Genomic DNA, 20,427 nt, shown 5'->3' with positions numbered 1-20,427 from the left:
ACGTGCAGGCTCCTCGAGCGGGAACCAGGCCCGGGCACACCGGGCCGCCGTACGGAAGGATGGTCCGGATGCGTGAGGAGATCCGGGACCGGGTGGAGCGTCTCCGCGCGCTGCCCGCGGAGCACCCGCGCCTGGCCCGGGTCCGGAGCGCCGCCGAGCGCTACCGCCTGACGCGCGGCAACCACCTGTCCGCCGCGGTCGCGTTCTACACGGTGATCGCCTCGGTGCCGTTGCTGATGGTGGTGTTCGCCGTGCTCGGCCTGCTGCTGTTCTGGCGCTCACCGTCCGGGCAGGACCTGGCCGTCGCGGTCGGGGCGCTGATGCCGCCCGGGATGCTGGCGGCCGTCACCCCGGTGCTCGACACGGTCGTCGCGCGGGGCGGTTCGCTGGTCGGCATCGGCGCCGTCGGGGCGCTGTGGGCGGGCGCGACCTGGACCGCCTACCTGCGGGAAGCGCTGTCCGCGCAGTACCTGCTGCCGCCGGAGAAGATGACTTCCCCGCGCCGGTTCCTGTGGGACCTGGGTGCACTCGGGATCCTGGGGACCGCCGTGCTCGGGTCGCTGGCGGTCACCGCCGTGGTGACCGGCCTCGCCGGCGTCACACTGGAGCTGCTGGGGCTGCGGGACGCCGTCGGCGGCCTGATCGTGCTGCGGGTCGTCGGGTCCGCGGTCGTGCTGGCCCTGGACTGGGCCGTGCTCTGCTTCGTGCTCGCCCGGCTGCCCCGGGTACCGGTGCCCGTGCGGCGGGTGGTGGTGCCCGCCGCAGCCGGGGCGGCGGCCCTGGAGCTGCTCAAGATCGGCACGGCGCTGACCGTCGGCGCCGTGTCGGACACCGCGGGCGGGGCCGTGTTCGGCGCCGTGCTCGCGACGCTGTTCTTCCTGTTCGTGCTGTCGCGGATCCTGGTCGTGTGCGCCGCGTGGATCGCAACCGACGGCTCCGCCGGCTTCCACAACACGGTCGCTGCCCAGGCCCTGGTCGGGGCCGACGGCACCGAGACCTCCACCGGCCACACTGCGTGATCCCGCGAGATCACCCCGAGACGACGCCGGCCCGGTGGCGACTGCTCGTGTGGACCCGCGACCGGTCCGTCACGTCCGGCAGCCGGTCAGCGGGCGGCCCGGCGCGGCCCACTCCCGCTCGCAGGCGAGCACCCGGCCGCCCTTCACCGCGGTGACGACCAGGACGTCGAGGTCCGGGCCGGCGAAGCAGAGGTTCGTCGGGAACGCGGGCTCGGCGAAGCCGATCGTCTCCTCGACGGCGCCGTCCGGGGTGAACACGACGATCGCGTCCGCCTCGGGCGCCGCGGCGTACACCCGCCCCTCGACGTCGAGGGCCAGGCCGTCCGGCCCACCCTCGGGGAGAACCAGCGGGTCCCCGGCCTGCGTCAGCAGGCTCCCGTCCCAGTGGTGGCGGCTGATCACACCCAGGGAGGTGTGGGCCAGGTACAGCTCGTCGTCGGCGAAGGCGAGTCCGTTGGGGAAGTCGACGTCGTCCAGGACGACCTCGACGGCGCCCGTCGCCCGGTCCAGCGCGCAGACCCGGCCGTGCGCGGTCGCCCCCGGCGGCCCGGGGTCGGTGAACCAGATCCGGCCGTCCGGCCCGAGCACGAGGTCGTTCGGGGCCTGCGCGCCCGGCACCATCACGTCCCGCACGCCGCCCCCGCCGAGGCGCTGGAGCCCCGGCTCGGCCGGACGCTCCGAGGTGCTCGGCCGGAGCGCGCCCCCGTTCTGGGCGACCCAGACGGCGCCGCGATCGTCCTCGGCGAGCCCGTTGGGTCCTCCGCCGACGTCGACATGCGACCGGACGCCGTCGGCGAGCCCGACCTCCACGACGGTGCCCCGGGAGAGCGCGACGACGAGGAGCCGCCCGTCGGAGGTCCACAATGGTCCCTCGGTGAAGCCGATCCCGGCGGCCAGGGTCGTGACGGTCACGGGGTACCTCCGGAGAGCTGGTCGCGCAGGAGTCGCTTGCTGAACTTGCCGGTGTCGGTGAGTGGGATGTCGGCCTGATCGACGACCTCGATACGGGCCGGGACCTTGTAGCTCGCCGCGCGCTCCCGGACGTGGACGTCGAGCCGGGCCGCGAGATCGGCGGGCGGTGCGCCGCGGGGGATCACGGCCGCGACCATCTGCTCGCTCCCGAGGTCGTCCTCGATCCCGACCACGAAGGCCTGGTCGACGCCGGGGTGGCTGCAGAGCAGCTCCTCGACCTCGACGGGTGCGATGTTGATCCCCTTGACCTTCAGCATCTCCTTGCGCCGGCCGACGACATTCAGGCGCCCGTCCTCGTCGAGGGTCCCGAGGTCCCCCGTGCGCAGCCAGCCGCCCGCGCGGAAGGCGCCCTCGCCGAGCGCCGGGTCGCCGAGATAGCCGTCGATCACGCAGCCGCGCAGCTCGATCTCCCCGGAGTCCCCGGTGGGCACGACCCGGCTCTCGTCGTCGACGATCCGGATCTCCTGGGAATCGAGCACCCGGCCCGCGGTCCCCAGGACGGTCTCGGGCGGGTCGCCCGCCTCGGTCATGGTCGAGTGGCCGTAGGCCTCGGTGAGCCCGTAGACGCTGCAGATCCCGCCGACCCCGAGCTCGGTGAGGACCAGGCGCCGGTCCTCGCGGGTGAACCCGGTCGTGCCGGTCCGCAGCGTCGAAAGATCGTACCGGCCGAACCCGGGAGCGGCCAGCAGGTTCCGGGTGGTCGGCCCGAACCCGTAGTAGACGGTGCAGCGTTCCCGCTCGATGAACTCCAGAGAGGTGTCCCCGGCGGGCCGCTCCTCGACGCACAGGGTGACGCCGTGGACGAGGGCCACCGGCAGCGCGTTCGAGCAGCCGTAGCCGAAGAAGAACGGGGCGGAGATCCACAGCCGGTCCCCGGCCACCAGGTGCTGGCGGCGCCCGATCTCGGTCGCGTTGCGCAGCAGCCGGTCGTGGCGCAGCGGCACGGGCTTCGGCCGGGACGTCGACCCGCTGGTGAACAGCACGTAGGCCAGGCCGTCGGGACGGGCGCCGGGCGCGGTCGACGGGACCGTGCCCGACGGGCCGGTCGCGGGCAGCGGCTCGTCGGTCCGCCAGACCAGCGTGCTCGGCCGCCCGGCGGCGGCGAGCTCGGCAAGGGCGTCGCGGCCGAACACCGACTCGTCGGTCACCACCAGGGCGACACCGGCCTCGTCGAGCACGTGGGCGATCTCCGCCGAGCGGTACCACGTGTTGATCGGGACGACGGTCGCTCCCGCGTGCTGCACGGCGAGCGCGGAGACGATCCAGCGCAGGCCGTTCGGGAGGAGCACCCCGATCCGGTCCCCGGGCGCCACCCCGCCCCCGGTCAGGCTGTCCGCGAGGGTGCGTACCCGGTCGGCGAGCTCGGCCCAGGTCAGCCGGCCCTCGGGTGCCACGACGGCCTCGCTGTCCGGGTCGGTGGCGGCGCGCAGGTCGACGACCTCGGGCAGCGTGGTCGGCACATACGGCATCGGATGGTCCATTTCTGATCTTTGATCAAGTCTGCGGAGTCGCGTCGGCGGCTCGGCGGGCGATCAGTTCGACAGGATCCCGTTGCGTTTGAGGACGGCGACGACCTCGTCGCCCTCGGCGCGCACGTGTTCCTGGTTGAGGTGGTCGGCCGCGGTGCCGTCGCCGGCCCGCAGCGCCTCGATGATCGCCGCGTGCTGCCGCGTCGCGGCCGGGCTCGCGGCCTGCGGGATGCCGTAGACCTCGCGCGGGAGGTTGTGCGAGAGCTGGCGCAGCACCGAGAGCGTCCGTCTGCTCGCCCCGGTGTGGTTGATCAGGGAGTGGAACTCCCAGTTCAGGTCGTGCACGAGATCCGGGTCGTCGGTGCCGGACATCCTCCGGTGGAGCTCGTCGAGCCTGGTCAGGACCGGTTCGGTGATCCGCCGTGCAGCACCGGCCGCGGCGAGGCCCTGTGCCATCCCGTAGAGCCGGTAGTGGTCCTCGATGTCCTCGGACCGGATGGGGACGACGAAGGTCCCGCGGTGCGGTTCGGAGGCGACCAGTCCGTCGGTCTCGAGTGTGATCAGCGCTTCGCGGACGGGTAGGCGGCTGACCCCCAGCTCGGCCGCGATCGCGTCCTGCGGGACGCGCTGCTCGGCGGAGAGCCGGCCGTCGAAGATCATCGACCGGATGTGCTCGGCGACCTCCACCGCCATCGAACGGCGCTGTACCCGAGGTCCCGCGGTCGACCGCCCGGCCATGGTCTCTCCTCGCCGTCGACCTTCGGGACCTGAATAATCTATCAGTCCTGCCGGTCGGGACCGGCTCACCGCGGTCATCGGGTCGCCCCGGTGCTGACGGCCCACCTGTCGAGGACCTCGGCGGTGCTGGACGGGGACTCCATCCGTAGCGGCGTCCGGTCGAGGCGGGGGGCGGGCGCCGGCTGCGGGCCCCCCGGGCCCGGTCGGAGCGTGCCACGGGCGGCGATCTGGGGGTCGTCGGGCGCCTCGGCCATGCTCAGCACGGGCGTGACGCAGGCGTCGCGGTCGGCGAACACGGCGGTCCACTCGGCGCGGGTGCGGCGTGCGAAGACCGCCGCGACGTGCTTCTTCAGTTCGGGCCAGCGCTCCCGGTCCCACTGGTCGGGCAGCTCGGCCGGGTCGAGATCGAGACCGTCGAGCAACCGGGCCCAGAACTGGGGTTCGATCGCGCCGACCGCCATGTACTCGTCGTCGGCGGTCGGGTAGACGTCGTAGAACGGGGCGCCGGAGTCGATGTCGTTGGTGCCCGGCTCGCCGGACCAGCGGCCCTGTGCGGCGCGGCTCCAGATCCCGGTCATGAGCAGGCTGACCCCGTCGGTCATGGCGGCGTCGACGACCTGTCCACGCCCGCCGTCACCGCGTTCGAGCAGCGCGGTGGTGATACCGAAGGCGAGCAGCATCCCACCGCCGCCGTAGTCACCGACGAGGTTGAGCGGCGGGACCGGCGCCTCACCGCGACGGGCGATGGAGCGCAGCGCGCCGGTCACTGCCAGGTAGTTGATGTCGTGGCCGGCCTCCCGCGCCCGCGGACCGTCCTGGCCCCATCCGGTCATCCGCCCGTAGACCAGGCGCGGGTTCGCGGCCAGGCACTCGTCGGGGCCGAGACCGAGCCGTTCCATCACTCCCGGCCGGAAGCCTTCGATCAGCACGTCGGCGTTGCGGACCAGTTCCGTGGCGGTCCGGTGCCCGGTGTCGGTCTTGAGGTCCAGGCCGATCCACGGGCGGCCGCGGGTGAGCGCCCCGCCGTCCACCGGACCGGCCGGCCGGTCGACCCGGATCACGTCGGCGCCGGCGTCGGCGAGGAGCATCGCGGCGAACGGACCGGGGCCCAGGCCGGCGAACTCGACGACCCGGATCCCGTGCAGCGGGCCGCGCGGGATGTCTTCTCTCGTCACTGTCCATCCTCCGAGTAGGGGGAGCCGATGCTGCGGCCGCCACAGGCGACGAGCACCTGCCCGGTGACATAGCCGGCGCCCGCGAGGTAGGCGACGGCGGCGGCCGCGTCGTCCGGGGTCCCGGCCCGGCCGACCGGGATCGCGTCCAGGGTCCGGCGGCGGATCTCCGGCGGCAGCCCGTCGGTCATCGGGGTCTCGACGAACCCCGGGGCCACGGCGTTGACGGTGATCCCGTGCGGCCCCAGCTCGAGCGCCAGGGAGCGGGTCGCGCCGACCAGGCCGCCCTTCGCGGTGGAGTAGGCGGTGGAGCCGAACGTGCCCAGCCAGGCCCGCGAGGCGACGTTGACGATCGACCCCCGGCCGCGCTCCGCCATCCCCGCGGCGACGAGCCGGGCCAGTGCCAGCGGGCCGACGAGGTTGATCCCGATCAGGCTGCGGAACAGCGCCGGATCCAGCTTGGCGATCCGCGCGTCCCGCAACACGCCCGCGCAGTTGACCAGCAGGTCCGCCCCGCCCAGCGCGTCGGCCCTGGCGACCGCCGCCCGCCGCGATTCCGGGTCGGTGACGTCCAGGACGCGGGGTTCGACGCCGGGCCCGAGCGCGGCGGCGGCGTCCGCAGCCGCCGGGTCGAGATCCGCGAGCAGCACGGTGAACCCGTCGGCCGCGAGCCGTGCGCAGACCGCGCGGCCGATGCCGCCCGCTCCTCCGGTGACCAGTGCCGTCGCGCTCACGGGCGCAGCCTCCCCAGATCGGTGCCTGCGGTCAGGTAGATCTCCTGGCCGGTGACCGCGTCGCCGCTCCCACCCGTCAGCACGGTGAGCTGGTCGGCGAGAGCGGCGACGGCCGGGGCGGCCGGATCGACGGCCACCACGTTGACGGTCACCCGGTCCCTGGCGAGCTCGATGGCGAGTGTGCGGGCCATCGACAGGACCCCGTTCGCGACGGCGGACGCGGCGCTGCCACCGGCGAGGGCCATCAGCGGGGCGTGCGGTAGGACGAACACGAGCCGGTCGACCTCGCCGAGTACCGCCTGCACGTCGGCGAGGACGGCGCCGAGCGGGCCGGCGACCTCGTCGTCGAGGCGGTCGTCGCTCAGCTCGGTGAGCGGGCCGGTCGCCGGGACCCGGGGGACCAGGACCGCGACCGGGGCGGCCGGGCGGGCCCGGGCGAGCGCGTCGCGGACGGAGGGCACCAGCGTGCCCGCGCCGCGGACGACGGCGGTGGTGGTCGTGCTCATGCCGTCATCACCACCGTGGTGACCGACCCGCCGTCGGTGCCGTTGACCGTCCCGCCCTTGCAGTAGGCCAGTGCCGCGCGTGCGCCGTCGACCTGACGGCCGCCCGCGGTGCCGCGCAGCTGCCAGGTGAGCTCGCAGACCTGCGCCGCACCCGTCGCACCGACGGGGTGGCCGCGGGAGAGCAGCCCACCGCTCGGGTTGACCGGCAACCGGCCGCCGAGTGCGGTCACCCCCTCCGCGGCCCAGGCGGCGCCGCGGCCGTGCGGGACCAGGCCCAGCCCCTCCATCCGGACGATCTCCGCGATCGTGAAGCAGTCGTGCATCTCGACGAGGTCGATGTCGTCCGGACCGACGCCGGAGAGCCGCCAGGCCTCCTCGCCCGCCCGGCGGGAGACGTCCTCGGCGTTGAGGTCGCCCAGTCCGGTCTGCACCGTGCCGCTCACCAGGCCGACGCCGAGCACCCGCGGGCCGGTGGAGCCGAGCCCGAGCCTGCGCAGGCCTGCCGGCGTGCACAGGACGACCGCGGCCGCGCCGTCGGAGATCGGGCTGCAGTCCAGGAGCCCGAGCGGCTCGGCGATCGGCCGGGCGCCCAGGACCTGCTCCAGGGAGATCGGCTTCCGGTACTGCGCCCAGGGGTTGTGCACGGAGTGGGCGTGGTTCTTCACCGCCACCGCCGCGATCTGCTCGCGGGTGGCCCCGTGGTCGGCCAGGTAGCGCCGGGCGCTCATCGCGTGCCCGGCGGCCATCACGTAGCCGACGGCGGCGTCGAGATCGCCGGGGTCGGGACGGACCCCGCCGGCGACCCGGTCGGTCATCTTCTCGACGCCGATCACCAGGGCCACGTCGTGCAGGCCGGCGGCGAGCGCGACCCAGGCCTCGCGGATCGCGGTGGCGCCGCTGGCGCAGTAGTTCTCGTGGTTGGACACCGGGCGGCCGTCGAGCCCCAGCTGGGCGGCGATCCGCTGACCGGCGACCGGGCCACCGAAGACGTGACCGACGTAGAGGCCGTCGACGGCCGCGAGGTCGGCGCCGGCGTCGGCGAGTGCCTCCCGGGCCGCGCCGAGGGCCATCGCCTCGAGCATGACGTCGGCCGGGTACTTGCCGAAGCGGACCATCCCGACGCCGGCGACGTGGGCGGGGGCGAGGCTCATGCCGCCACCGCCACGGTTGCGCGGAAGCGGAACCCGACCAGCTCGGTGCCGTCGTCGGCGGTGCCGAAGGTGGTGAGCTCGAGGTCCACCGGCATGTCCAGCTCGACCGCCTCCGGTGCGACACCGACGACCTGAGCCATCAGCCGGACCTCGTCCGCGGGCAGGTCGACCCAGGCGAGCGTGTAGGGCACCTCGGTCCCCGGGGGCGCCTGGCGGACCACCGTGAACGAGTGGACCCGGCCGCTCGTCGAGAGCTCGGCCGGCTCGACGACCCCGGTCCGGCAGGCCGGGCAGAAGGCCCGCGCGGGGAAGGCCGTGGCGCCGCAGCCGGCGCAGCGCGACCCCAGCAGCCGCGGGGGGTCGAGGGCGAGCAGACCCTCACGGAACGGTCGGCCACGGGTGGCCGGTGGGCTCTCGGCGGACGGCATCGATGCCTCCTGGACGGCGAGTGGGGCGGACGGCACGAGACCGCCCGATGGCTGATCTTTGATACAAACTAGGTGAAGTTCAAGCTTGCCTCGGCGGAAAATGTCTGTGACTCTCTGCACGGCAGGCGATCGATCAGGTCGTACAGCCGATCTCCCCGAGAGCGAGTCCGTCATGCTCGGTCTGCAGTTTGTATCAAATATCTACGGAGGGCAATGATGACCTTCACCAGCGAGGCCCCCGCCGTGGCCGACGCGGTGTCCGAGCGGCTCACGCTGCCGCCGCACCTGTTCGTGGACGGGGCCGCGGTCGCTGCCCGCAACGGGGAGGAGCTCGCGGTCGTCGACCCGGCGACCGGCCACCGGATCGGCACCGCGGCGTGCGGTGACGCCGGCGACATCGACCGGGCCGTCCGGGCCGCGGCCAGGGCGTTCCGCCCCGGATCGCCCTGGCGGACGATGACCCCGCTGGAGCGGGGCAAGGTCCTGCACCGGATCGGTGATGCGATCCTCGAGCGGGCCGACGAGTTCGCCGAGCTCGAGGTCCTCGACGCCGGCAAGGTGCGCGGCGCCGCCCGGACGATCGACGTCGACTTCGCGGCGCGCGCGTTCCACTACTTCGCCGGCTGGCCGACGAAGATCGTCGGATCGACCGTGCCGACGTCGCACCCGGGCATCCACATCGCCACCGAGAAGGACCCTGTCGGGGTCGTCGGCGCTATCACCGCGTGGAACTTCCCGCTGCTGCTGTGCGGCTGGAAGCTCGCCCCCGCGCTCGCGGCCGGCTGCACCGTGGTCCTCAAGCCCTCGGAGGAAACCCCGCACTCGGCCCTGTGGCTGGCCGAGCTGGCGATCGAGGCCGGTCTGCCACCGAGTGTGCTCAACGTCGTGCCCGGCCGCGGCGCGGGCGCCGGGCAGGCGCTCGTCGACCACCCGCTGGTCGACAAGGTCACTTTCACCGGTTCGACCGCCGTCGGGAAGGAGATCGCTCGCCGGGCCGCGGACCAGGTCAAGCGGGTCTCGCTGGAACTCGGCGGGAAGAGCGCGAACATCATCTTCGCCGACGCCGACCTGGACGCCGCCGTCGAGGGCTCCGCCGGCGGGTTGTTCTGGCACTCCGGCCAGACCTGCAGCGCACCGTCCCGGCTGTTCGTGCACCGCTCGGTGCACGACGAGGTGGTCCGGCGGCTGACCACGATCGCCGACGGGCTCCGCCCGGGGCACGGCCTCGACGAGGGCACCGAGCTCGGGCCGCTGGTGAACGCGGCCCAGCAGGACAAGGTCGCCGCTCAGGTGCGCCTGGCCCGGGAGCAGGGCGCGACCGTGCACGTCGGGCCCGATGCCCCGGCCGAGGGCTTCTTCCACCCCGCCACGATCGTCTCCGGCGCACGCGACGAGATGGCCTGCGCGACCGAGGAGATCTTCGGCCCGGTCCTCACCGTGCTCGGATTCGACGACACCGACGAGGCCCTCGAACGCGCCGACGCCAGCGAGTACGGCCTCGCCGCCGGCGTGTGGACCCGCGACGTCAGCACCGCCCACCGCGCCACCCGGGCGCTGCGGGCGGGCACCGTCTACGTCAACGGCTGGGGCCTCACCGACCCGGCCGCCCCGTTCGGCGGCTTCCGGCAGTCCGGCTACGGCCGCGACCTCGGGCCGGACAGCCTCGAGGGCTATCTCGAGACCAAGTCCGTCTGGACCTTCCACGGCTGAGCCCGGCCCACCCCTACACCAAGGAGAAGCCCATGAAGACCCGTGCCGCCGTACTGACCGGCTACCACAAGCCCTTCGAGATGCGCGAGATCGAGCTCGACGAACCCCGTGCCGGCGAGGTCCTGCTGAAGATGTCCGCCGCCGGACTGTGCCACTCGGACCTGCACATGGTCGACGGCGACAACGTCGTGCGCTTCCCGATCGTCGGCGGGCACGAGGCCGCGGGGATCGTCGAGCAGGTCGGCCCCGGGGTCACCCGGGTCGCGCCCGGCGACCACGTCGTCTGCAGCTTCACCCCGGCCTGCGGCACCTGCCGCTACTGCTCCACCGGCAAGCAGAACCTCTGCAACTCCGGCGCCACGATCCTCGAGGGCTCCATGCCCGACGGCACGTTCCGGATGCACGACCCGGAGCTCGGTGACATCGGCGGGTTCTGCATGCTCGGCGCCTTCTCCGAGCGTGCCACCGTCTCCGAGCTGTCGTGTGTCAAGGTCGACGACTGGCTGCCGCTGGACAAGGCCGTCCTCGTCGGCTGCGGTGTCCCCACCGGCTGGGGCAGCGCGGTCAATGCCGGGGGAGTCCGGCCCGGCGACACCGTCGTGATCTACGGCCTCGGCGGCGTCGGGATGAACGCGGTGCAGGGCGCCGCGCACGCCGGCGCGAAGTACGTGATCTGCGTGGACCCGATCGAGTTCAAGCGCAAGACCGCGCTGGACTTCGGCGCCACCCACGTGTTCTCCACCGCGGAGGAGGCGGCGACCGCGACCAAGGAGCTGACCTGGGGCGAGGGCGCCGACACGGCCATCTGTGTCGTCGGGGTGATGACCGAGCAGGTCGTCACCGACGCGTTCAACGTGATCGGCAAGGGCAGCACCGTCGTCGTCACGGGGGTGGCCAACCCGGCCAACCTCACCGTGCACGTCTCCGGCTCCGACCTGGTCTTCAACCAGAAGACGATCAAGGGGACGCTGTTCGGCTCGTCGAACCCCCAGCACGACATCGTCCGGATGCTGCGCCTCTACGACGCCGGGCAGCTCAAGCTGGACGAGCTGATCACCCGCCGCTACACCCTCGACCAGATCAACGAGGGCTACCAGGACCTGCGTGACGGGACGATCGTCCGCGGCGTCATCGACTACTCGCTGGGCGGGGCGTGAGGCCGGTGAGCGACATCGAGACCCGGATCGACCGGATCGAGAGCCGGACGGCCGTCGGACGCCTCGTGGCCCAGTACGCCCACGCCTTCGACAGCGGCGACGTCGACCTGCTGCGCACGCTCTGGCACACCGGTGCCGAGCTGCGGCTCGGCGAGCCGTTCGGTGACTTCGCAGGCATCGACGGGATCGTCGAGGCCGCACACCTGCTCTGGTCGCAGAGCCCCCGTATGCACCACTGGATGTCCAACGTGGTCGTCGACATCGACGACGACGGAGAGACCGCACGCGCCGTCTCCGCGCTCGACTGCCTCGTGACCAACGTCGAGACCGGGCCGACCCAGGTCGGCGGGATCTACCGGGACCGCGCGGCCCGGCGGGACGGGCGCTGGGCCATCGTGGAGCGGGTCTTCGAGCTGCACTACTTCACCCCGGTCTCCGGCTGGGCGCCGGTGCACGGCAGCGAGACCACCCCCCTCGCGGACCGCGGGCGGGCGCCGTCATGACCTCGCCGATGCCCCGCCGCGTCGTCTCGGCCACCCTGATCGGGAACTTCACCGAGTGGTTCGACTTCGCCGTCTACGGCGCGGTCGCGGTGATCCTCGGCCGGGTCTTCTTCCCGACCGACGACGCCATGACCTCGCTGCTCGCCTCGCTGGCCGTGTTCGGTGTGGCGTTCGTGTTCCGCCCGCTCGGCGGCGCGGTGCTCGGGTCGGCCGGGGACCGGTACGGCCGCCGCGTCGCACTGTCCACGGCCGTGCTCGGCATCAGCGTCGCGACGACGTGCATCGCGCTGCTGCCCGGCTACGCCACCATCGGGTTCTGGGCGCCGGCCCTGCTGGTCCTGCTACGTTGCGTGCAGGGACTCTCCGCGGGCGGCGAGTGGACCAGCGCCTCGGCGTTCCTCGCCGAGTACGCCCCGCCCGGGCGCCGCGGCGCCCGCGCGGCGCTGATCTCCGCCTCCGGCGGGCTGGCGATCGTCACCGGGATCGTGGCGGTGCTCGGGCTGGAGACCGTGCTGTCGCCGGAGCAGATGCAGGCGTGGGGCTGGCGGCTGCCGTTCCTGCTCGCTGCGCCGCTCGGCCTGGCCGGGCTCTACCTGCGCCTGCGGATCGACGAAACCCCGGTCTACCGGGAGCTGCGGGCGCAGGACTCCGTGGCCGCTGCCCCGCTGCGCGAGGCGCTGCGCACCGAGCGGCGGTCCCTGCTGGTCGCGTTCGCCTGCTCGTCGGTCACCGGTGTCGGCTTCTACTACCTGGCGACCTACTTCGCGAACGCCATGTCGGTGACCGGATCGCGCCCGGCGGCGCTGCTCGTGACCTCCGCCGCGCTGGTCCTCTACGTGGTGCTGTGCGTGCCCGCCGGGCGACTGTCCGACCGGATCGGCCGCAGGCCGGTCTACATCGGATCGGCGATCGGGCACGTCGTCCTCGCCGTACCCGTCCTGTTGCTGATCGGATCCGGCTCACCGTGGCTCGCCCTGCTCGGCATGTGCCTGTTCGCGGTCCCGCAGGCCGGCCTGAACGTCATGTCCTCGATCGTGCTGGTCGAGCTGTTCCCCGCCCGGACCCGCTCCAGCGGTGCGGCGCTGGCCTACAGCCTCGGCGTCGGGCCGATCGCCGGGACCGCGCCGCTGGTCGCGGCCGCGCTGACGGCGGCCACCGGCACGGTCGTCACCTCGGCGCTCTACCTGGCGGCGACCGCGCTCGTCGTCGGGATCGTGCTGGGCCGGGCCCTGCCCGAGACCGCGGGCCGGTCGCTCACCGACGAGGCGCCCGCCGCTGCCGCCACCGGCTGATCGACGACGACCAGCCGCACCCGACACCCCACGGAGGCCCCCATGGCCGACACCGTCCCGCTGCCCGCGACGGACGTGGCCGACACCGGCGACGGCCCGCCGGTGCTCTTCAGCCACGGCACACTGCTCGACCGCACGATGTTCCTGCCCCAGACCGAGGCGCTGGCCGGGTCGTACCGGACCATCGCCTGGACCAGCCGGGCCGGGACGACCCGGTACGGGACCGAACGATCCCTCGACGACCTGGTCACCGACACCCTCGTGATCGCCGACGACGCCGGCGTCGGCCGCTTCGTGCTGGCCGGCATGTCGGTCGGCGGGTTCATGGCCGTCGAGCTGGCACTGCGGTACCCGGAACGGGTCGCCGGCCTGGTCCTGATGGCGACCCAGAGCGCCGCCTACACCGCGCAGCAGCGCCAGGAGTTCGGCGCCCTGCTCGAGCCCCTCGACACCGAGGGCCCGATCCCGGAGTCCGTGATCGACGCGTTCCGGCCGGTGATCTTCGGCGAGCGTGCCCTCGCGGAGCGACCGGAGCTGGTCGAACGCTGGACGACGGCGTGGCGCGGGCGCCCGGCCCGGTCGCTGTACGGCGAGTACCGCTCGTGGATCGACAAGCCCGACCGGACCGCGGACCTGGCCCGGATCTCCGTCCCGACGCTGGTCCTGCACGGCGAGGACGACAACGGCATCGCCCTCGAGCACGCCCGCACCATGCACGCCCACCTGCCGGACTCGACCTACGCGCCGATCACCGGTGCGGGCCATCTGCTCACCGAGGAGCAGCCCGAGGCGGTCACCGCCGCGCTCACCGACTGGCTCCGCACCGCACACCCCTGGGAGGGACCCGCATGACGCACGCAACCCACGACCTGACCGGCGACGTCGCCGTCGTCACCGGGGGCAGCCGCGGCATCGGCGCCGCCGTCGTCACCGCACTCGCCGGCGCCGGCGCCTCCGTCGTCGTCGCGGGCGGCTCGGAGAAGCACGGCCGCGCCCTCGTCGACGAGCTGGGACCGGCCCACCGCTACCTGCCGCACGACGTCAGCTGCGAGCAGTCGTGGGACGAGCTGACCGCCGCCGTCCGGGACGACCTCGGGGAGATCACGCTGCTCGTGAACAACGCCGGGGTCCTCGATCCCGGGCACGACATCAGCGAGACCAGCGTCGACAACTTCGACCGGCACTACCGGGTCAACCAGCTCGGGGTGTTCCTCGGCATGCGTGCGGTCGCCGGCGCGATGAAGCGCGCGGGGGCGGGATCGATCGTCAACCTCTCCTCGATCGGCGGCCACCGCGGATACGCGAACCAGATCGGGTACTCGACCACGAAGTGGGCGGTGCGCGGCATGACCAAGTGCGCCGCCGTCGAACTCGGCCCGCACGGGGTGCGGGTGAACTCGGTCGCGCCGGGGTTCGTCAGCACCACGATGATCGACGTGATGCCGGGGGAGCAGATCGACGCGGTCACCGCCGCCACACCGCTCGGCCGGCGCGGGACGGCGGAGGAGATCGCCGGTGCGGTGCTGTTCCTCGCCGCGCGGGACTGCCCGTTCATGACCGGTGCCGAGCTGGTCGTCGACGGCGGGCTCGCGCTGTGATCGTCCCGGCGCGGCCGGGACCGGTCCGGTCGTCGCGTCAGGTCATGGGCGCCGCCGCGGCGGGCAACATCCTGGAATGGTTCGACTTCGCGCTCTACGGCTTCTTCGCCGTGACCATCGGTCAGCTGTTCTTCCCGTCGTCGAGCCCGACCGCCTCGCTGCTCGCGGCACTGGCCGTGTTCGGGGTCGCCTTCGTCATGCGGCCCCTCGGCGGGATCGTGCTCGGGCGGCTGGCCGACCGGGCGGGCCGCCGGCCCGCGCTGACCCTGTCGGTCCTGCTGATGGGCGTCTCCACCACCCTGATCGCCTGCCTGCCGAGCCACGCGTCGATCGGGGTCGCGGCCCCGCTGCTGCTCGTCGCGCTGCGCTGCGTCCAGGGCTTCTCCGCAGGCGGGGAGTACGCCGGGGCCACGACCTACTTGCTGGAGAACGCGCCGTCGCACCGGCGGGGCCTGTGGAGCAGCGTCATCTCGGCGACATCGGCGATCGGCGTTCTGCTCGCCGGGATCGTGGCGCTGGCCGCCACGGCGTGGCTCACCGAGGAGCAGGTCACCGCGTGGGGCTGGCGGCTGCCGTTCCTGCTGGCGGCACCGCTGGCAGTGGTGGGCCTCTACATCCGGTACCGGCTCGAGGACACCCCCGTCTACCAGGAGCTCGAACGCCGCGACGAGGTCCCGCAGGAGCCGCTGCGCAGCCTCGGCCGCTCCGGTGTGGGCCGGATCGGGCTCGTGTTCGCCGCGACCGCGGTCGCCGGGCTCGGCTTCTACTACCTGGCGACCTACGTGGTCACCCACCTCACCACGGTCGTCGGGCTGGACCGGACCGAGGCGTTGCTGCTCGCCGTCGCCGGGCTGGCGATCTACTCGCTGGTCTGCCCGCTCGCCGGGATGTCGGGTGACCGGTGGGGCCGCCGTCCGACGATCATCGTCGGTGGCCTGGGCCTGGCGGTGGTCGCGGTGCCGTCGTTCCTGCTCATCGGATCCGGGGTCCCGGGCCTGATCCTGCTCGGGCTGACCGTGTTCGCGGTGTTCGAGGCGCTGGCGAACGTCATGCTCGGCCTGCTGCTCGTCGAGCTGTTCCCGGCCCGCACCCGGGTCAGCGGGAGCGCCATCGGGTTCAACCTGGCCCAGGCCGCCGTCGGTGGGCCGGGCCCGCTCGTCGCGGCCGCGCTGGCGGCAGGTCTCGGGCTCGCCGTCGCCCCGGCCTTCTACGTGGTGGCGGTCGCGCTGCTGGCCACGGCGGCACTGGTGCGGTACCTGCCGGAGACCCGCGGCACCGACCTGGTCACCGGCGCGACGCCCGCGGCCCGCGTCCCGGCGGCCGGTGACCTCGCGACAGCGGAGGAGACCCGATGACGACCGACAAGATCAGGGTGACGATCCTGCCGACCGGCACGGTCCACGCCGACCTGCAGTGGCTCCTCGTCGACCCGGCCCGGATGCTCACCCCCAACGGTGGCCCGCGCGAGCGGGACTGGGTGGACGTGCCGACCCACGTGGTCTACATCGAACACCCGAACGGCCAGAGGATGTTGTGGGACGCCGGTGTCCCGCGAGACTGGGAGACCCGGTGGGCCCCGATGGGGTTCGACGAGACCTTCCCGATCGACGGCGTGCCCGAGGAGGACTGGCTCGACTCGCGGCTCCGGCAGCTCGAGATCGGGCCGGACGACGTCGACATGCTCGTGCTCTCGCACCTGCACATCGACCACGTGGGCAACGCCCAGCTGTGGGCGGGCACCTCCACGACGATCATCGTCGACGAGGCGGAGAAGGCGGGAGCGTTCTCCTTCGACGGCGCGAACCTGGGCGCGCACCTGAGGTCGGACTACGACGGCCTCGACCTGACCACGATCGCCGCCGACACCGAGCTGATGCCTGGGGTGACCGCGCTCCGGACCCCGGGGCACACCTGGGGGACCCTGTCGCTGCAGGTCGACCTGGTCGACAGCGGGACCATGATCTTCGCGTCGGACGCGTTGTACCGCAGCGAGTCCTACGGCCCGCCCGCACTTCCCGCGGCGATCGTCCACGACACCGTCGCCTGGTTCGCCTCGGTGGAGAAGATCCGCGGGATCGCCGAGCGCACCGACGGGAAGGTGATTTTCGGTCACGACGCGGATCAGCTCCGCACCCTGCGCACGGGTGTCGGCAACTCCTACACCTGACCGGTGCCCCGGCTCGTCGGGGGACAGGTTGTCCCCCGACGAGCCGGGCGAGGCAGAGCCCCCATGAGGCGCCTCCGGGCCGGTCGAATGGGTCCAGGGCGGAACGACCGCCGCCCTGGAATCCGCACAGAAGGAGTTCTCATGTCGACCTGGTTCGTGACCGGAGCCTCCCGCGGGCTCGGTGCCGAGATCGCCCGTGCCGCGCTGGACCGTGGCGACGCGGTCGTGGTGACCGCCCGCGACACCGACGCCCTGCCTGCCGACCTGCGGGCACACCCCCGCACGGTGCCCGTCGCGCTCGACGTCACCGACGGCGCGGCCATCGCCCACGCCGTCGAGATCGCCGTCGAGGAGTTCGGCGGCATCGACGTCCTGGTCAACAACGCCGGCCGGGGACTGCTCGGCGCAGTCGAGGAGGTGACCGACGCCGAGGCGCGGTCCCTGTTCGACCTCAATGTCTTCGGCCTGATCGCGATGACCCGCGCCGTGCTGCCGCACATGCGTCGCGCCGGCCGCGGCACGCTGGTGCACGTCGGCTCCCGGTCCGGCTACGAGGGCGAGCCCGGAGTTGGGCTGTACTGCGCCTCGAAGTTCGCGGTCGCAGGGATCGGCGAGGCACTGGCGAGCGAGCTGGAGCCGTTCGGAATCCGCAGCATGGTCGTCGAGCCGGGTGTGCTGCGCACCGACTTCCTCGACCGGTCCTCGCTGTCGCTGCCCGCGCGCCGCATCGCCGACTACGACGGGACCCCCGCGCACGTCACCCTGGACTGGGTGGACGAGGCCAACCACACCCAGCTCGGCGACCCGGTCCGCAGCGCGGAGCTCATCGTGGCGGCTGCGACGTCCGAAGCCCCGCCGCGGCGGCTGCCGATCGGGCCGGACGCCGTCGAGCGGCTCGAGGTCACCCTCGCCAGGATGGGGGCGGAGCTGGAGCCGTGGCGGGCCCGGTCGCAGGGCACCGCCTTCGAGACCGTCTGACCACCGGGAGGGCCGATGACGACCGAGCTGGCGAGGTTCCTGCGGTCGAGCCGGGAGCAGCTGTCCCCGGAGGCCGCAGGACTGGAGCGGGCCGGCGGTGCACGCCGCCGGGTGGGCGGGCTGCGCCGGGAGGAGATCGCGCGCATCGCGGGGGTGAGCGTCGACTACTACACGCGGCTGGAGCAGGGGCGCAGCCGCAGCGCGTCGCAGGAGGTCCTCGACGCGCTGGGCGACGCCCTGCAGCTCGACGACGCGGGTAAGGACCACCTGCTCGACCTGGTCCGCGGGCAACCCGCCCGCCGTCGCCGGTCGTCGCCCCGCAGGCAGGCGGTCGCCCCGGCGACGCTGACCCTGTTGGAGACGCTCGACCAGGCGTCGTCCCCGGCCTTCGTGCTCGGCCGACGCCTGGACGTGCTCGCGCACAACACCCTGGCCGGGCGGCTGATCACGGACTTCCGGTCCCGCCCGGCCGCGGAGCGCAACCAGGCCCGGTTCGTGTTCCTCGACGCGCACGCCCGCGAGCTCTACAGCGACTGGGCCGCGGTCGCCGCCGACACTGTCGCGATGCTCCGGCTCGACGCCGGACGTCACCCGGACGACCCCCTGCTGGAGACCCTGGTGGGGGAGCTGTCGATCCGGAGCGAGGAGTTCCGGCGCTACTGGTCGGCCCGCCGGGTGCACCGGCGGACCACCGGTGCCAAGAGCTACCACCACCCGCTGGTGGGGCCGCTGACGGTGGACTACCAGGCGCTGACCCCGAACGACGACGAGGACCAGACCGGCTTCGTCTACTCGACCCCGGCCGGTTCGCCCTCGCGGGCGGCGCTGGAGCTGCTGGCGGGCTGGGACGCACGCGCCGGGCGCGTCCCGCAGGACGCACCGACCTGCGACGACGCGTAGACAGACGACGGGTGGCCCGAGCCGGCTCGGGCCGGCGTGAGCACGACCTCGCGCGCCGGGTCGGCCGCGGAGTTCCCCGTCTCCTCGGCCCGGATGCGGTCAGCTGCCGAACGCCGCCACGAACTGCTCGGCCGACGTCGCCCGGTAGACCATGTTGCTGCGCTGCACGTCGGCCAGCGGCGCGCTCGGGTCCTGCGAGTACCGGTGTCCCGGGTAGACGGTCGGATTGCCCTTCAGCGACGCCAGCTGCTGCAGCGAGTGGTACATCTGCTCGGCGTCGCCACCCGGGAAGTCGGTGCGCCCGCAGCCCTGCAGGAACAGCGTATCGCCGGCGACCAGCTTGTCGCCGCCCTCCGGGTCCGGCACCAGGAAGCACTGGCTGCCGGGCGTGTGGCCGGGCGTGTGCAGGGTCCGGATCGCGACGTTGCCGACCTCGATCACGTCGTCGTGGTCGTGCGGGGTCAGGTCGGTGGCCGAGAGCCCGGTGACCCGGGTGACGTAGTCGGCCTCGGGGCGCTGCACGTGGATCGGCACCGGGTGCCGCCCGATCAGGTCGGCGACACCGACCAGGTCGAAGCCCATCATCGACCCGCCGACGTGGTCGGGGTGGTGGTGGGTGGCGAGCACGCCGACCAGCCGCATGCCGTCGGCGTCGAGCGCGGCCAGCAGCTCGTCGGGGGAGTAGGCCGGGTCGACGACGACCGCCTCCCGCGTCTCGGTGTCCCCGACGAGGTAGGAGAAGTTGACCATCTGCGTGGCGACCGGGTCACCGACGGCGTAGTCCTGGCCGGAGAGCAGCTGGCGGAAGTACAGGCCCATGCGGGCGACCCTAGGACATAGGCTCGCGCGCATGCCCCACCCCGACCGCCGGGCCGCGTTGCGCGCCCTCCTCGACGCCGCGGGCCTGGACGCGCTGCTCGTCACCGACCTGCTCGACGTCCGCTACCTGACCGGCTTCACCGGGTCCAACGCGGCTGCCGTGGTCGACGTGCACGGGCGGGACCTGCTCTGCACCGACGGCCGCTACCGGATCCAGGCGGGTGAGCAGTGCCCCGACCTGGAGACCGTGATCGACCGGCCGAGCGCACCGGCCGCCGCGGCGACCGTCCCGGCGGGGCGGACGCTGGGCTACGACTCGGCGACGCTGACGGTCGACGGGTTCGCCGCCGTCCGCGACGCCGTCCCGGGCCGCCGGCTGCGCCGCGCCCCCGGGCTGGTCGCCCGGCTGCGGACGGTGAAGGACGACGGCGAGGTCGCCGCGCTGCGGGCGGCCTGCGAGCTGGCCGACGCCGCACTGCGCGAGCTGCTCGAGGCCGGCGGGCTGGCCCCCGGGCGCACCGAGCGGCAGGTCGCCGACGACCTGGAGGACCGGATGCGCCGGCTGGGTGCAGCCGGGCCGGCGTTCGAGACGATCCTCGCCGCGGGCGCGCACTCGGCCGTCCCGCACCACCGCCCGACCGGCACGGAGCTCCGCCGCGGCGACCTCGTCAAGATCGACTTCGGGGCGGCGCTGGACGGCTACCACTCCGACACCACGCGCACGTTCTGCATCGGCCCGGCCGCCGACTGGCAGCGCGAGCTGCACGCGCTGGTCGACGCGGCGGCCGCGGCCGGGCGGGCCGCGCTCACCGACGGTGCCGCGGTCACCGACGTCGACGGCGCCGCCCGCGACGTGATCGAGCGGGCCGGGTACGCCGAGCAGTTCCCGCACGGGCTCGGGCACGGCGTCGGGCTGGCGGTGCACGAGCCGCCGTGGCTGTCGCGGACGGGGACCGGGACGGTCGCCGCCGGCTCGGTCGTCACCGTCGAACCGGGCGTCTACCTGGAGGGCCGCGGCGGGGTCAGGATCGAGGACACCCTGCACGTGCGGTCCGGTGCCCCCGCCGCGGCGCTGACGAGCCTGCCCCGCGAGCTGGTCGAGGTCTGAACGGCG

At 73.6% G+C, this 20,427-nt stretch carries 21 protein-coding genes; 12 read left to right on the top strand and 9 right to left on the bottom strand.

Features of this window, described 5'->3' with window-relative positions:
• The first annotated feature begins 68 nt into the window (after positions 1–68).
• On the top strand, positions 69–1,019 hold the full coding sequence (locus tag BM093_RS17520; RefSeq protein WP_177238540.1) for a YhjD/YihY/BrkB family envelope integrity protein: 951 nt from the start codon (positions 69–71) through the stop codon (positions 1,017–1,019).
• Positions 1,020–1,088: 69 nt separating this feature from the next.
• Here BM093_RS17520 and BM093_RS17515 read toward each other — a convergent pair whose 3' ends face one another.
• The 8 genes from BM093_RS17515 to BM093_RS17480 form a co-directional block, all read right to left on the bottom strand.
• A complete protein-coding gene (locus BM093_RS17515) occupies positions 1,089–1,931 on the bottom strand; it encodes an SMP-30/gluconolactonase/LRE family protein (protein ID WP_093344564.1) in 843 nt (280 codons plus the stop codon).
• On the bottom strand, positions 1,928–3,460 hold the full coding sequence (locus BM093_RS17510) for a class I adenylate-forming enzyme family protein (RefSeq protein WP_177238539.1): 1,533 nt from the start codon (positions 3,458–3,460) through the stop codon (positions 1,928–1,930). The genes BM093_RS17515 and BM093_RS17510 overlap by 4 nt, the downstream gene beginning before the upstream one ends.
• A gap of 63 nt (positions 3,461–3,523) precedes the next feature.
• The gene (locus BM093_RS17505) at positions 3,524–4,198 is read right to left on the bottom strand and encodes a GntR family transcriptional regulator (RefSeq protein WP_245773593.1); all 675 of its coding nucleotides are present in this window, start codon (positions 4,196–4,198) and stop codon (positions 3,524–3,526) included.
• Between the two features lie 74 nt (positions 4,199–4,272).
• Positions 4,273–5,373 (bottom strand): CaiB/BaiF CoA transferase family protein, encoded by a 1,101-nt coding sequence (locus BM093_RS17500; RefSeq protein WP_245773592.1) that lies wholly within the window; start codon positions 5,371–5,373, stop codon positions 4,273–4,275.
• Positions 5,370–6,104, bottom strand: coding sequence for an SDR family NAD(P)-dependent oxidoreductase (locus BM093_RS17495; RefSeq protein ID WP_093344554.1), 735 nt, complete (start codon positions 6,102–6,104; stop codon positions 5,370–5,372). Before BM093_RS17495 ends, BM093_RS17500 begins: the two co-directional genes overlap by 4 nt.
• A complete protein-coding gene (locus tag BM093_RS17490; protein ID WP_093344551.1) occupies positions 6,101–6,610 on the bottom strand; it encodes a hypothetical protein in 510 nt (169 codons plus the stop codon). Before BM093_RS17490 ends, BM093_RS17495 begins: the two co-directional genes overlap by 4 nt.
• Positions 6,607–7,761 carry a thiolase family protein gene (locus BM093_RS17485; RefSeq protein WP_093344548.1) on the bottom strand — a complete coding sequence of 385 codons (1,155 nt, stop codon included), beginning with the start codon at positions 7,759–7,761 and terminating at the stop codon, positions 6,607–6,609. The genes BM093_RS17490 and BM093_RS17485 overlap by 4 nt, the downstream gene beginning before the upstream one ends.
• Complete coding sequence (locus BM093_RS17480; protein WP_177238538.1) at positions 7,758–8,189, bottom strand: Zn-ribbon domain-containing OB-fold protein; 432 nt, start codon at positions 8,187–8,189, stop codon at positions 7,758–7,760. Before BM093_RS17480 ends, BM093_RS17485 begins: the two co-directional genes overlap by 4 nt.
• A 216-nt stretch (positions 8,190–8,405) precedes the next feature.
• Between BM093_RS17480 and BM093_RS17475 the strand changes: the two genes are divergently transcribed.
• The 10 genes from BM093_RS17475 to BM093_RS17430 all read left to right on the top strand — a co-directional run bounded on the left by BM093_RS17475 (position 8,406) and on the right by BM093_RS17430 (position 18,494).
• Positions 8,406–9,899 carry an aldehyde dehydrogenase family protein gene (locus BM093_RS17475; RefSeq protein WP_093344786.1) on the top strand — a complete coding sequence of 498 codons (1,494 nt, stop codon included), beginning with the start codon at positions 8,406–8,408 and terminating at the stop codon, positions 9,897–9,899.
• Positions 9,900–9,931: 32 nt separating this feature from the next.
• Positions 9,932–11,056 carry an NDMA-dependent alcohol dehydrogenase gene (locus tag BM093_RS17470; RefSeq protein ID WP_093344540.1) on the top strand — a complete coding sequence of 375 codons (1,125 nt, stop codon included), beginning with the start codon at positions 9,932–9,934 and terminating at the stop codon, positions 11,054–11,056.
• 5 nt (positions 11,057–11,061) lie between these two features.
• Entirely contained in the window at positions 11,062–11,559 is a 498-nt protein-coding gene (locus BM093_RS17465; RefSeq protein ID WP_093344537.1) for a nuclear transport factor 2 family protein, read from the top strand.
• Positions 11,556–12,851: an MFS transporter gene (locus BM093_RS17460; RefSeq protein WP_245773591.1), complete on the top strand. Its 1,296-nt coding sequence runs from the start codon at positions 11,556–11,558 to the stop codon at positions 12,849–12,851. Before BM093_RS17465 ends, BM093_RS17460 begins: the two co-directional genes overlap by 4 nt.
• Positions 12,852–12,893: 42 nt before the next feature.
• Positions 12,894–13,703: an alpha/beta fold hydrolase gene (locus BM093_RS17455; RefSeq protein WP_245773590.1), complete on the top strand. Its 810-nt coding sequence runs from the start codon at positions 12,894–12,896 to the stop codon at positions 13,701–13,703.
• A complete protein-coding gene (locus tag BM093_RS17450) occupies positions 13,700–14,449 on the top strand; it encodes an SDR family NAD(P)-dependent oxidoreductase (RefSeq protein WP_093344533.1) in 750 nt (249 codons plus the stop codon). The genes BM093_RS17455 and BM093_RS17450 overlap by 4 nt, the downstream gene beginning before the upstream one ends.
• Before the next feature lie 44 nt (positions 14,450–14,493).
• Positions 14,494–15,804: an MFS transporter gene (locus tag BM093_RS17445; protein WP_093344770.1), complete on the top strand. Its 1,311-nt coding sequence runs from the start codon at positions 14,494–14,496 to the stop codon at positions 15,802–15,804.
• Positions 15,801–16,616 (top strand): N-acyl homoserine lactonase family protein, encoded by an 816-nt coding sequence (locus tag BM093_RS17440; RefSeq protein WP_093344530.1) that lies wholly within the window; start codon positions 15,801–15,803, stop codon positions 16,614–16,616. The genes BM093_RS17445 and BM093_RS17440 overlap by 4 nt, the downstream gene beginning before the upstream one ends.
• A 141-nt stretch (positions 16,617–16,757) precedes the next feature.
• Complete coding sequence (locus BM093_RS17435) at positions 16,758–17,594, top strand: SDR family NAD(P)-dependent oxidoreductase (RefSeq protein ID WP_093344527.1); 837 nt, start codon at positions 16,758–16,760, stop codon at positions 17,592–17,594.
• Between the two features lie 15 nt (positions 17,595–17,609).
• The gene (locus BM093_RS17430; protein ID WP_093344524.1) at positions 17,610–18,494 is read left to right on the top strand and encodes a helix-turn-helix transcriptional regulator; all 885 of its coding nucleotides are present in this window, start codon (positions 17,610–17,612) and stop codon (positions 18,492–18,494) included.
• A 99-nt stretch (positions 18,495–18,593) separates the two neighbouring features.
• On the opposite strand, the gene BM093_RS17425 is transcribed toward BM093_RS17430, so the two are convergent.
• Positions 18,594–19,313 (bottom strand): MBL fold metallo-hydrolase, encoded by a 720-nt coding sequence (locus tag BM093_RS17425; RefSeq protein WP_093344521.1) that lies wholly within the window; start codon positions 19,311–19,313, stop codon positions 18,594–18,596.
• Between the two features lie 31 nt (positions 19,314–19,344).
• On the opposite strand from BM093_RS17425, the gene BM093_RS17420 reads away from it, so the two are divergent.
• Positions 19,345–20,421, top strand: a complete 1,077-nt coding sequence (locus BM093_RS17420) for a M24 family metallopeptidase (protein WP_093344518.1) — start codon at positions 19,345–19,347, stop codon at positions 20,419–20,421.
• Positions 20,422–20,427: the final 6 nt, after the last annotated feature.

The sequence above is a fragment of the Pseudonocardia ammonioxydans genome, from assembly GCF_900115005.1.
GTDB lineage: Bacteria > Actinomycetota > Actinomycetes > Mycobacteriales > Pseudonocardiaceae > Pseudonocardia > Pseudonocardia ammonioxydans.
Note: the sequence above shows the minus strand (reverse complement) of the source record. Positions and strands in the feature narration are given on the sequence as shown.

Coding starts and splice junctions, on each gene's coding strand:
- BM093_RS17520 (WP_177238540.1), top strand. CDS start 69: ATGCGTGAGGAGATCCGGGACCGGGTGGAGCGTCTCCGCGCGCTGCCC.
- BM093_RS17510 (WP_177238539.1), bottom strand. CDS start 3,460: ATGCCGTATGTGCCGACCACGCTGCCCGAGGTCGTCGACCTGCGCGCC.
- BM093_RS17505 (WP_245773593.1), bottom strand. CDS start 4,198: ATGGCCGGGCGGTCGACCGCGGGACCTCGGGTACAGCGCCGTTCGATG.
- BM093_RS17490 (WP_093344551.1), bottom strand. CDS start 6,610: ATGAGCACGACCACCACCGCCGTCGTCCGCGGCGCGGGCACGCTGGTG.
- BM093_RS17485 (WP_093344548.1), bottom strand. CDS start 7,761: ATGAGCCTCGCCCCCGCCCACGTCGCCGGCGTCGGGATGGTCCGCTTC.
- BM093_RS17480 (WP_177238538.1), bottom strand. CDS start 8,189: ATGCCGTCCGCCGAGAGCCCACCGGCCACCCGTGGCCGACCGTTCCGT.
- BM093_RS17475 (WP_093344786.1), top strand. CDS start 8,406: ATGACCTTCACCAGCGAGGCCCCCGCCGTGGCCGACGCGGTGTCCGAG.
- BM093_RS17470 (WP_093344540.1), top strand. CDS start 9,932: ATGAAGACCCGTGCCGCCGTACTGACCGGCTACCACAAGCCCTTCGAG.
- BM093_RS17460 (WP_245773591.1), top strand. CDS start 11,556: ATGACCTCGCCGATGCCCCGCCGCGTCGTCTCGGCCACCCTGATCGGG.
- BM093_RS17455 (WP_245773590.1), top strand. CDS start 12,894: ATGGCCGACACCGTCCCGCTGCCCGCGACGGACGTGGCCGACACCGGC.
- BM093_RS17450 (WP_093344533.1), top strand. CDS start 13,700: ATGACGCACGCAACCCACGACCTGACCGGCGACGTCGCCGTCGTCACC.
- BM093_RS17445 (WP_093344770.1), top strand. CDS start 14,494: ATGGGCGCCGCCGCGGCGGGCAACATCCTGGAATGGTTCGACTTCGCG.
- BM093_RS17440 (WP_093344530.1), top strand. CDS start 15,801: ATGACGACCGACAAGATCAGGGTGACGATCCTGCCGACCGGCACGGTC.
- BM093_RS17435 (WP_093344527.1), top strand. CDS start 16,758: ATGTCGACCTGGTTCGTGACCGGAGCCTCCCGCGGGCTCGGTGCCGAG.
- BM093_RS17430 (WP_093344524.1), top strand. CDS start 17,610: ATGACGACCGAGCTGGCGAGGTTCCTGCGGTCGAGCCGGGAGCAGCTG.
- BM093_RS17425 (WP_093344521.1), bottom strand. CDS start 19,313: ATGGGCCTGTACTTCCGCCAGCTGCTCTCCGGCCAGGACTACGCCGTC.
- BM093_RS17420 (WP_093344518.1), top strand. CDS start 19,345: ATGCCCCACCCCGACCGCCGGGCCGCGTTGCGCGCCCTCCTCGACGCC.